The organism is Corynebacterium sp. 74A (genome assembly GCF_008930665.1).
Taxonomy (GTDB): domain Bacteria; phylum Actinomycetota; class Actinomycetes; order Mycobacteriales; family Mycobacteriaceae; genus Corynebacterium; species Corynebacterium megadyptis.
Genome location: NZ_PQMG01000004.1, coordinates 232,784 through 243,347, shown reverse-complemented (window position 1 = coordinate 243,347; position 10,564 = coordinate 232,784). Strand labels below are relative to the sequence as shown.

Sequence of the window (10,564 nt, the reverse complement as noted above, 5' to 3'; positions counted from 1 at the left end):
CGGTGGTTATAGCATCGGGGACACGCCCGGTCCCATTCCGAACCCGGAAGCTAAGCCCGACAGCGCTGATGGTACTGCACCCGGGAGGGTGTGGGAGAGTAAGTCACCGCCGACCTAAAACTTCACATAACCCCAAGGCGGGGGAGAAGGCGAACACACCATTCACCTCCTCCCCCGCCTTCAGGCATACCCACAACTAGACTCAGTGGTTATGCGAAAACTCTCAACTCTAGCTTCTGTCTACCTCGGCATTGGTCTTATCGCTGGGGTCTACTATCGCGAATTTACTCGCTATCACGGATATAGCGGGGAGACTCAGCTCTCCACCGTGCACACCCATGCGCTGGTACTCGGCGTGATTATGCCGCTGGTCCTCATCGCGTTAAGCGCGGCACTAGATATTGATACCCATAAGCGCTTCCCAGCGTTTTTCCTCAGCTACACGGTGGCGCTGACGTGGATGATCACCCACATGCTGGTGAAGGGAAGCTGGCAGGTGCTTCACCCCGGCGAGGAGTACTCGGCGGCGCTCGCCGGCATCTCCGGTATCGGGCACATCCTCATGTCGGTAGCGCTGGTGCTGCTGCTGATTATCGTGCAGCAGCGGGTCCGAGTATTCCAACGCGCGCGGCGCTAGAACACGACGGCGCCCGTCCACCAGGCGACTGCACCCACGCAGAGATTACTCACGAGCGTTATAGCCGCGAGTCTCCAGTTCTTGTCTTGGAGGCTGGCGGCTATTTCTTTAGCCAAAGTAGACCAGGTAGACAGTGCGCCGGCGATTCCGGTTCCTAGAACGAGCAGCAACCAATCCGCGAGGGGAGCGTCGACCACCACCCCGAGCAGGAAGGTCGCGGCCGCATTCGCCACGAGCGTTCCCCAAGGGCTACGCAGGTGGGTTGCGAGCCAGGCACGGCTCATGCCGCCGAGAAAGGCGCCGGTGGCTAGTGTGATGGCGTCGATAAGCATGAGCCCCTCAATCCCATATAGGCGCTAGCTACGCACACCACGACGGTGAGCAGTGCATAGCGGATGTCCAGCGTCGCGATCGCCATATAGGCGCTAAAGGAGGTAAAGCCGCCGCAGAAGCCCGTGGTCCAGAACACTGAGGCGCCGCGGCGGGTGAGGACGCCCAGGGCATAGGAGCCGAGGGCGTTGATGAGTAAAAGTGTCCACAGGGAGTCGAATCCGCCGAGGAGAACCCAGCGGCTCACTGCTCCCAGCGCGGCTCCCGCGCCGGCGAATACATAAAAGGTCATAACACTTCTAGAAGCGTAGTCGAAGTGTTATGACCTGAGGGGCGTGTGGTGGGTATTTAAGACCAATCGAGTTTGGAGTCGATGCGGAATTGGCGCACCTGCTCGTCGGTGGCCTTGAGCTTCGGGTCGAAGCGCAGGTAGGCGGTGGTCTCGCGGACGATGAGGCCGGAGAGAATGAGGATACCGATGAGGTTCGGCAGGGCCATGAGGCCGTTGGCGATATCGGAGATCGTCCATACCACCTGGAGCTGGCTGACGGCGCCAATAAAGACGACCACAGTGAAGATCATGCGGTAGGGCAGGGAGCCGCGCCAGCCCACCAAGGATTCCACGCAGCGCTCGCCATAGTAGGACCACGCGATGATGGTGGAGAAGGCGAAGAAGGCGACGGAGACGTTGACGATGGTACCCGCCCACTGGCCCGGCAGGGCGGTCTCGAAGGCGCGGGCCGTCATGTTGCCGGCCTCGTCCTTGCCGAGGGTCCACACCCCGGTGGTGATGATCGCGAGACCGGTGAAGGTGACCACGATGATGGTGTCGATGAAGGTCTGGGTCATCGACACCAGCGCCTGGCGCACGGGGTGGTTGGTCTTTGCCGCGCCCGCGGCGATAGCGGCGGAGCCCATACCGGACTCATTGGAGAAGATGCCGCGGGCCACACCCATTTGCAGTACCACCAAGATGCCGGAGCCCACGAAACCGCCGGTGGCGGCGGTGCCGGTGAAGGCGTCGCCAAAGACCTGAAGCAGGGCGTTGGGGATCTCGTTGACGTTGATCACCAGCACGGTGACCGCGCCCACGATGTAGATGATGATCATCAACGGCACGAAGGCGGAGGTGACGCGGCCAATGGCCTGAATGCCACCCAGCAGCACCGTGCCGACGAGCACGAACATGCCGATGCCGGTGACCATGGGATCAATATCGAAGCTGTCTTGCAGGCCGGTGGCCACGGCATTCGCCTGGGTGAGGTTGCCGATACCGAAGGAGGCGATGATGGCGAAGAAAGCGAAGAGGAAGGCGAGGATTTTACCCACCGGACCCTTGATGCCGCGCTTGAGATACTGCTGCGGACCGCCGGATTGGCCGCCCTTCTCATCGGTGACGCGGAAACGCACGCCGAGGAAGGCCTCGGAGTACTTCGACACCATGCCCACTAGGCCGGTGATCCACATCCAGAACAGGGCGCCCGGGCCGCCGATCGAGAGCGCGGTGGCCACGCCGACGATATTGCCCACGCCCACCGTGGCGGCGAGCGCCGTGGTGAGGGCCTGGTAGTTACTGATGTCTCCCTTGCCCTCTTCGCCCTTGTCATAGAGCCCGTGGCGCAGTGCGACGCCCAGCTTGCGGAACTGCAACCCGGCGAGGCGGATCGTCATAAACAAGCCCGTGCCCAGCAACAGGGGAATCAGCAGGAAGGGGCCCCACACGAAGCCGCCGATTGTGCTGAGAATGTCCAGCAATGAGTCCATTGTTCTTCCTTCGGTCGAACGTGAGCAGCGTAGCGGCGCCATCGTGCGTGAGCACACAAGCTGAGGGCGCCTTAAGTGTGCTCAGCATACTCCTAATGTGTGTCCTAGGTAACTCAAATGCGTGTTTTTCTGCATACTGCACAGATTCGGGGGTGCTGGGTGGGCCGCGGGGCCAGCGGTAGTGGGGCAGGAGGGCGGCGTCGATAAGCGTGGGCACCAATGTGGGGCAGGCCGCTGCGCGATCGACGAAAAGGGAGGATGATGGAAGTGATAGTTCACTTCTAACGACAACCAAGGAGACTGATTTCCCTATGGTTCATGAGCGCGCGGGCGCGGTCGCCCTCGACTCCGATCTCATTGATATCGCTGAGCTGGTCGCCGCCTACTACACGCGAATCCCTGACGCCTCCGACCCGGATCAGCAGGTGGTGTTCGGAACCTCCGGTCACCGCGGCTCGTCGCTGAACACGGCCTTCAACGAGTACCATATTCTGGCCACTACCCAGGCCATCGTGGACTACCGCGTCAAGGAGAAGATCAACGGCCCGGTATTCATCGGCCGCGATACCCACGCGCTGTCCGAGCCTGCGATGCTGTCCGCTCTCGAGGTGCTGTTGGCGAATGACGTGGATGTGCTTGTCGACGCCGCGGGGCGCTACACCCCCACCCCAGCAGTCAGCCACGCCATTTTGCGCCACAACCGGAGCCTGAGCGGCGGCGTGACGGGCACGGACCCGAAGCGCGCCGACGGCATCGTGATCACCCCCTCGCACAACCCGCCGCGCGATGGTGGCTTCAAGTACAATCCGCCCAATGGTGGCCCCGCCGATACCGGCGCCACCGACTGGATCGCCCAGCGCGCCAATGAGCTGCTCGCCCAGGACCTGCAGGGGGTCAAGCGCACCCCCGTCAGCGGTGTGCTGGATGAGCGCGCCGGCACCTATGACTACCTGAACACCTATATCGACGATCTGCCGAACGTGGTGGATCTCGCGGCCATCAAGAATTCCGGTCTGCGGATCGGCGCCGACCCGATGGGCGGGGCCTCCGTGGACTATTGGGGAGTGATTGCCGAGAAGCACGGGCTGGATCTCACCGTGGTGAATCCGCGCGTGGACGCCACCTGGCGCTTCATGACTCTCGACGCCGATGGGGCGATCCGCATGGACTGCTCCTCGCCCTATTCCATGGCCTCCTTGGTGCACAACCGCGACAAGTTCGACATCGCCACCGGCAATGACGCCGACGCCGACCGCCACGGCATCGTCACCCCCGATGCCGGGCTGATGAACCCCAACCACTATCTCGCGGTGGCCATCGACTATCTCTTCGCGCACCGCCCCCACTGGGCGAAGGACACCGCTGTGGGCAAGACCCTGGTGTCCTCCTCCATGATCGACCGCGTGGTCGCCGAGCTTGGCCGCACCCTCGTGGAGGTGCCGGTAGGCTTCAAGTGGTTTGTGCCCGGCCTCATCAATGGCTCCGTCGGCTTCGGCGGCGAGGAATCCGCCGGCGCCTCCTTCCTGCGCCACGACGGCACCGTGTGGTCCACCGACAAGGACGGCATCATCCTCGATCTGCTCGCCTCCGAGATCACCGCCGTCACCGGCAAGACCCCCTCGCAGCGCTATGCCGAACTGGCCGAAACCTATGGCGCGCCCTCCTATGCGCGCACCGATGCGCCGGCCAACCGCGAACAGAAGGCCGTGCTGAAGAAGCTCTCCCCGGAGGATGTCACCGCCACCGAGCTCGCAGGCGAGCCCATCACCAACAAGCTCACCGACGCCCCCGGCAATGGCGCTGCCATCGGCGGGCTGAAGGTGACCACCGAGTCCGCCTGGTTCGCTGCCCGCCCCTCGGGCACGGAGGACAAGTACAAGATCTACGCCGAGTCCTTCCAGGGCGAGGAGCACCTGAAGAAGGTCCAGGCCGAGGCGCAAGCCCTCGTCTCGGAGGTCCTAGGCTAAGCGGCCGCTTATCGACGCCGCCGCGCAGCACATCACCCACCAGCTCGCGCTCTGCGCGCCGGCTGGTGGGTGATGTGCGTCTGGCCCACCCCTGCCAGCTGTCAAAATGCTGTGAATCCCCTTGAAAGTGACCGACATGGTTTTATTCACGCGGGGTGCTTTAGTAACTTCAAGGCTGTGACCACCACTCAACACCAGCCCGCGCCGCGTCGAGGAATACAGGGACTGATCAGCACGCCTCTTGTGGGCGCGCTCGCCCGCCTTGCCTTGGCCGGTATCTGGATTGTCAGTGGGGCAACCAAAATCTCCGACCCCGTAGCCTCCTCCCAGGCAGTACATGCCTATGAGCTGGTGAGTTGGGAGATGGGTAACTTTATCGGCGTGGCTCTGCCCGCCGTCGAGTTGATCCTCGGGATCATGCTGCTTAGTGGCCTCTTCCTGCGCCCCGCCGCCGCGTTCTCTGCGCTGCTATTTGCGGTGTTCATCATAGGCATCGCCTCTGCGTGGGCCCGTGGTCTCAGCATTGACTGCGGCTGTTTTGGCGGCGGTGGGGTAGATGCCAGTGTCACGGGCACTACCTATGCGCTGGAGATCCTGCGCGATCTGGCCTTTATTGCCCTAGCGGCGATCGTCTGGATCAACCCCTTCCGCCGCTGGGCGCTTTACCCTTAAGTTTTCCCCTCTCGGGGCAATCACCCGAGAGCACCAACCAATGTGAAAGATGAGACCTCTTCGTGAGCAACAAAATTAAGAACCCTAACGACAAGGGATCCGGATTCCTCTGGGCGCTCGTGGCGCTACTGGTCGTTATCGCTGTGGTTGTTGGCTACATCGTGATCCAAGGCCGCAACGAAAAGAAGGCGGAGATCGCGGCGAACACTGTGAACACCTCCATCAACCTGGAGGTCACAGACAACGCCATCCGTCTCACGAGCGACAAGACCAGCACGGACGCCGCCGAGGTAGACCTCTACGAGGACTACTCCTGCCCGCACTGCGCTGACCTTGCCAAGGCCACCGATGAGGATATGCTCAAGGCCATTGAGGACGGCACCCTCGTGGTGAATATCCGCTCCCTGAACTTCCTCGACCGCGGTAACGATGGTCCCTCGTCGAAGGCCGCAACCTCGGCCTACACCCTCGCTAAGTCCGGCACGGCCAATGAGTACTGGAACTTCCGCTCGCATCTGATGAATAACCAGAAGGCGATGTATTCTTGGGAGCCGGATCAGTTCGCTGCCGCCGCTGGGGAAGTAGGGGCTGACAAGAGCCTGCGCGACGCCATCGCGGACCAGTCCGATCGCGAAGAATACAGCGAAGCAAGCGCCGCCAACAGCGCCAAGCTGGAGGAAGCAACCGGCCGGGCTGTGAGCAGCCCGCACGTGATCCACAACGGCGAGGATCTGCTGCCCAACGATAACTGGGTGAAGGACCTCGTGGGCTAGTAGCCCGAGGCTTCAGCAGCACCCTTAGTAGGCAAGGCGGCACAGTGATGTGCCGCCTTGGTGCGTTGTAGTGTCCGAGCAGGGGCGTGGGGCTCTGGGGCTTGGAGGCTTCTGACGGCTTCTGGAGGCTTCCGGAAAACAGGTCCTGAACAGCTGATTTGCTTAAGATGAACGGGGCTGTGTAAGTTATAGAGCGTCCAAGGGGCTATGGCGCAGCTGGTAGCGCACCACACTGGCAGTGTGGGGGTCACGGGTTCGAATCCCGTTAGCTCCACTTGATACGAAAACCCTGTTCCCTTTTGGGAGCAGGGTTTTTTCGTGTTCTCAGGTGCTTAGCTGCACTGACTAGTGGTGGTGGCTTCCTAGGTGGGTGATGCTGGGGTCGATTCCCAGCGGGAGTCATGGCTAGCGATTCAACCGATTACACCCCAGAGAAGGCGTGCCAGACGGTCGCCAGTCCGTGTTCAACCCCGCTCACGCCGAGGTCATGGGGGCTGCGAGCGGCTCCACCAACGCTGGCGACACGCTGCATTTGGCAGCTAACGGCGACGGGAGGAGCAGCGGCGAGAGGCCGATCAGGGGCGTCGCCGCTGCACAGAGACCGAGCAGCACGGGGTGCTGCTAGTCCTGTTAATCCTGCAGGTTATCCACGGCGTACTGGGCCTGCTCGGGGGTGAACTTCTCGCCGTACTCGCTGATGAGCTGCTCATACACCTGGTCGCGGGACATGGCCATGTCGGTGTAGTACACCTCAGCCTTCTTCAGCGCAGCCTGGTTGTAGTCTGCGTCGAGATTATCCACGGCCCACTGAGCTGCCTCGGGCGGGAAGTTCTCTCCATATTCGGAGGTGAGCTGGTCGTAGATGCCGGCCTTCGACATGTGCTGCATGGAGTAGTAGAGCTCAGCCTTCTTCAGGGCGTTCTTGTACTCCCGCGGCACCTCCTGCTCTGCGGAGTTGTCCTCAGCCGCGGGCTGCTCCGCTGGCGGCGCGGCGGGTGCCGCCTCCGCGGGGGCTTGATCGTCCGCTGCAGCCTCGGTGGCCGTCTCCTCCTGCGAGCTTTCTTCCGCCGCGGAGCTGGACGTCGAGGAATCTGCAGTGGTGTTGCTATCGCCATCGGAGAACATGGCGGAGCAGGCGCCAAGGAGGATGAACACCGCAGCGACGATCCCGCCCCAGAACAGGCATCCCTTCTTCTTTTTCTGCGGCTGCTGCGGCGGGAAGGGCGGCTGCCCCTGCTGCGGCTGGCCCTGGTAGGGCTGCCCCGCATAAGGCTGCCCCGGCTGGCCATTCTGCGGGAACTCGCCATACTGCGGCTGCCCGCCTTGGGGAGTATTTCCGTTCTGGGGCTCCTGCCCGTTGTGAGGGAACTGGTTGGTCACGGTCTGTGCACTACCTTTCGTAGATCAGTGGCCTAGAGGCCGGAGGGTGACACCGTGTGTCGATGAGGTAGACGGTGCATAGCGACACCGGTGGCGAGAATGGGGGTGCTGATCGCAGGAGGAATGAATAAGGGGAGGCGATCAGCGGGGAATTGTTTGGCACCGCGTAAAATTCAGGGATATTCGACTATAGGGTTCTCTTTCTTCTCTTCACTGCTGTTAAGAGTGATACAAACATGCGGCCTGGACACCGTTTGTCGAACGCGTCGAACATCCCAGTTCAGCGCTAGTATTTCATCGAACACCACGGGTATGTGGGCGCATGTTTTCTGGCCCCTCCATCGCCCTTATGTGCACCGCGCGTAGTTGTGCGCACCCCGCCGGCCCGAACCCCGCCCGCACCACTAGCCCACGCCCCACCAACACCGAGAACACAGCGAGCACAGAGCCGAGTCCCCAGCGTGCCGTGTGCGAGGCTCTCTTTTTGGGCTTCTATGGTGAATGATGGAGGATAAGTGCGTGCGTCCAGATTCTCAGGGTGGGGCTATCGGCTAGCCACGGATGGCCCAGCGTTAATTATCTGGTCCTAGAGTCGGACATACATGGCCGCAGTGGATGCTGAAGATCCACGACTAGCTGTGGAGTCCGAGGAGAAGAAAGCGAGCCCCTCATGCGAGCAGATGCCCAAGCGAACCGTGAAGCCATTGTGATGGCGGCCCAAACCCTCTTCCAAGAGGAGGGTATTGACGTGTCTTTTCGGCGAATCGCCACCGAAGCCGATGTGGGGGTGGCCACGGTGCACCGCAATTTCCCAGATCGGCGGGTCCTCGTTAATGCCGTCACCGAGCGCGTCACCGCACAGGCGCACGATATTGTGCGGGCCCACGAACATAGCTGGGACGAGGATCCGTGGCAGAACTGGAATGATGTCATCCTCGAGCTGGTGCGGTTGGGGATCACCCCGCTGGCGGAGCAGATTTCGCGCTTTGCGTATGACGAGAACCTCCTGGCCGAAATCGTGGAGCAGCGGCGCACGGCAATCAGCGAGGTCTTTGCTGGGCTATTAGATAAGGCGCGGCGGCACCGCTTCATTCCCGCGGATGTCACTCCCATCCGCTTCGCCGTGGGCATCGGCATGATCTCTCGTGAGCTGCCCGCCGTGGGGCGGCAGCTGGTGGATGATCAACAGGAATGGTTTGCGCGTGTGTATCTCGAGGGGTTGCGCTCGCTGGCCCAATAAACACACAACACAGCCCGCCACCCCATGTGGGGAGACGGGCTGGGAAGGAGGCCGCTATGCACTGGATACCGCTCGCCACGGCCCTCGGGGTGCTCCTCACCGGAATAATCACGGTGTTTAGCACCGGCGGGGGAGCGCTTGTCGCGGCGGTGGCCGCGGGTAGCTCCGCGCTTTGCGGGGCGTGGGCGGTGGCTCACCTGCGTGTGGCGCGAGGCATGCTCAGCGGCTACACGATGGTGGCTCTCGTAGCACTAGCTGGCCTTGGATTAGGCCTTGTTGTTGAGGGGAACGCGGCCCGCGTGGCCCACGTGGTGTGGGCGCTGGCTGCGGGAACCTTGTGTGTGCTCGCAGCCAGCGTGGCGGTGTATCACCCGCGAGCGCTGCGTCGTTAAGCCTTAGAGTCCTGCTGCTCGGCGCTATCGTCCTCGTCCTCGATCTCGGTGCGCTCCTCATCGGCCACGGTAGCGAGTAGCTTCTCGTTATCGGCCTTGGAGCGGTCGAGCTCGTGGTTGAGCTCGAGGGAGTGATCATCATAGGTTTTCGGGTTGATATACGCACGGGTGAGCTGGCGAATGCGGTGGCGGCGCTGCTTCTCACCAGTGATGAGGTGCGACCAGCGGATGCGCCAGATCACGAAGATCACGCCGATCACCATGCCGATATAGCCCAAGATCGGGAAGATGATCTGGATGAGCGGGCCGAAGCCGATGAGGCTGATCGCCCAGCTGATACCCAGAATCACCAGCAGGTTCACCCACTGCGGGGTGGGGGTGGCCACCTGTATGCGGCGGGAGAAGGCATAGACATCGCCGAGGGCGGTGTTGAAGATCATCACCAGAATCAGCAGCGACAAGCCATAGCCGGCCACGGGGTGAATGTTGGTGACGATCGCCGCCATCGGAATGTCCTTGCCGGCAGCAGTGTCCACATTGAAGAACAACACGACGGTTTCCAGCACCAAGATGACGGTAAGGATGAGTCCGCCCAGCATGCCGCCGACGGCTACGGCTTTGAGCTTGGTGTAGGAGCCGCCGATCACTAGCGACATACCCACCGCGCAAATCAGGGACATGCCGGCGTAGTTCATGGCCGACCACCACCACGGCTTCACGGGAGTGGGCTCATTGAGTGCGATCTCATTGGCGGCCTCGACGGAGAACCCCTCAGGGATATTGACGATGGTGTAGATGAACAGCGCGACGATGGCCACGACCATCAACGGGGTGACAGCGCCAATCACGCTGGAGACGCGCACAGGATTAAGGAAGCAGACAAAGTAAACGATCACCGCCATGATCAACGAGCCCAACCAAGAGGGCACGCCGAAAGACTGCTCGAAGGTGGAGCCTGCGCCGGCGAGCATCATCATGCCCATAGTGGCCATGGTGATGGATACGGCGACATCCAAAATCCACGAGACTCGCGGGTGGGCCACATTTTTAAATACGGCGCTGTGTTCATCGGCGAGGAAGAAACTGCCGATCTGGAGGATGACGGCGCTCACTACTATGAGGATGACGCCGGTGAGCACGAGTGCCCAGATTCCGGTTCCGGTGCCAAAGGAGACAAAGTATTGCATCATCTCCTTGCCGGTGGCGAAGCCCGCCCCCACGAGTAGTCCGACAAAGGCCATGGCGATTGCCATGCTCTCTTTCATGGTGTGTTGCCCCTTAGGGATATATGTAAGGTCAGGTAACGTGCGCCCCATCTTTCCATGAATGTGGCCGTTCTTCTAACACGCTACAGCGCAGAGAGCGCTTATCGACGCCATCTCCGCCACGCTTTCGACTCGCCGGAACTA

Annotated in this window: 11 protein-coding genes, 1 tRNA gene and 1 rRNA gene; 8 read left to right on the top strand and 5 right to left on the bottom strand. The window is 61.7% G+C overall.

Features of this window, described 5'->3' with window-relative positions; genetic code table 11:
- A 5S ribosomal RNA gene (gene rrf, locus GBB11_RS08040) occupies positions 1-115 on the top strand; the annotation flags it as partial.
- A 96-nt stretch (positions 116-211) separates the two neighbouring features.
- Complete coding sequence (locus tag GBB11_RS08035) at positions 212-637, top strand: DUF2871 domain-containing protein (RefSeq protein ID WP_151550289.1); 426 nt, start codon at positions 212-214, stop codon at positions 635-637.
- Here GBB11_RS08035 and GBB11_RS08030 read toward each other — a convergent pair.
- The 3 genes from GBB11_RS08030 to GBB11_RS08020 are packed head-to-tail and all read right to left on the bottom strand — an operon-like array spanning position 634 to position 2,731.
- Complete coding sequence (locus GBB11_RS08030) at positions 634-969, bottom strand: CrcB family protein (RefSeq protein WP_151550288.1); 336 nt, start codon at positions 967-969, stop codon at positions 634-636. The genes GBB11_RS08035 and GBB11_RS08030 overlap by 4 nt on opposite strands.
- The gene (locus GBB11_RS08025; protein ID WP_151550287.1) at positions 945-1,259 is read right to left on the bottom strand and encodes a CrcB family protein; all 315 of its coding nucleotides are present in this window, start codon (positions 1,257-1,259) and stop codon (positions 945-947) included. Before GBB11_RS08025 ends, GBB11_RS08030 begins: the two co-directional genes overlap by 25 nt.
- A 56-nt stretch (positions 1,260-1,315) precedes the next feature.
- The gene (locus GBB11_RS08020; RefSeq protein ID WP_151550286.1) at positions 1,316-2,731 is read right to left on the bottom strand and encodes a sodium:alanine symporter family protein; all 1,416 of its coding nucleotides are present in this window, start codon (positions 2,729-2,731) and stop codon (positions 1,316-1,318) included.
- Positions 2,732-3,042: 311 nt separating this feature from the next.
- Here GBB11_RS08020 and pgm point away from each other — a divergent pair, with 311 nt between their 5' ends.
- The 4 genes from pgm (at position 3,043) to GBB11_RS08000 (ending at position 6,417) form a co-directional block, all read left to right on the top strand.
- Complete coding sequence (gene pgm, locus GBB11_RS08015; protein WP_151550285.1) at positions 3,043-4,698, top strand: phosphoglucomutase (alpha-D-glucose-1,6-bisphosphate-dependent); 1,656 nt, start codon at positions 3,043-3,045, stop codon at positions 4,696-4,698.
- A gap of 177 nt (positions 4,699-4,875) precedes the next feature.
- Complete coding sequence (locus tag GBB11_RS08010; RefSeq protein WP_225979298.1) at positions 4,876-5,370, top strand: MauE/DoxX family redox-associated membrane protein; 495 nt, start codon at positions 4,876-4,878, stop codon at positions 5,368-5,370.
- A gap of 62 nt (positions 5,371-5,432) precedes the next feature.
- Positions 5,433-6,143 (top strand): thioredoxin domain-containing protein, encoded by a 711-nt coding sequence (locus GBB11_RS08005; protein ID WP_151550283.1) that lies wholly within the window; start codon positions 5,433-5,435, stop codon positions 6,141-6,143.
- 201 nt (positions 6,144-6,344) lie between these two features.
- Positions 6,345-6,417, top strand: a tRNA-Ala gene (locus tag GBB11_RS08000).
- Positions 6,418-6,773: 356 nt separating this feature from the next.
- Here the strand turns inward: GBB11_RS08000 and GBB11_RS07995 are convergent.
- Positions 6,774-7,523: an Ltp family lipoprotein gene (locus GBB11_RS07995; protein WP_192795971.1), complete on the bottom strand. Its 750-nt coding sequence runs from the start codon at positions 7,521-7,523 to the stop codon at positions 6,774-6,776.
- 670 nt (positions 7,524-8,193) lie between these two features.
- Between GBB11_RS07995 and GBB11_RS07990 the strand changes: the two genes are divergently transcribed.
- Together GBB11_RS07990 and GBB11_RS07985 are read left to right on the top strand one after the other, a co-directional pair.
- Entirely contained in the window at positions 8,194-8,763 is a 570-nt protein-coding gene (locus GBB11_RS07990) for a TetR/AcrR family transcriptional regulator (protein ID WP_151550282.1), read from the top strand.
- 56 nt (positions 8,764-8,819) lie between these two features.
- The gene (locus tag GBB11_RS07985) at positions 8,820-9,155 is read left to right on the top strand and encodes a hypothetical protein (protein WP_151550281.1); all 336 of its coding nucleotides are present in this window, start codon (positions 8,820-8,822) and stop codon (positions 9,153-9,155) included.
- On the opposite strand, the gene GBB11_RS07980 is transcribed toward GBB11_RS07985, so the two are convergent.
- Positions 9,152-10,420, bottom strand: coding sequence for a hypothetical protein (locus GBB11_RS07980; protein WP_151550280.1), 1,269 nt, complete (start codon positions 10,418-10,420; stop codon positions 9,152-9,154). The two genes, GBB11_RS07985 and GBB11_RS07980, sit on opposite strands and share 4 nt — an antisense overlap.
- Between the last annotated feature and the right edge of the window lie 144 nt (positions 10,421-10,564).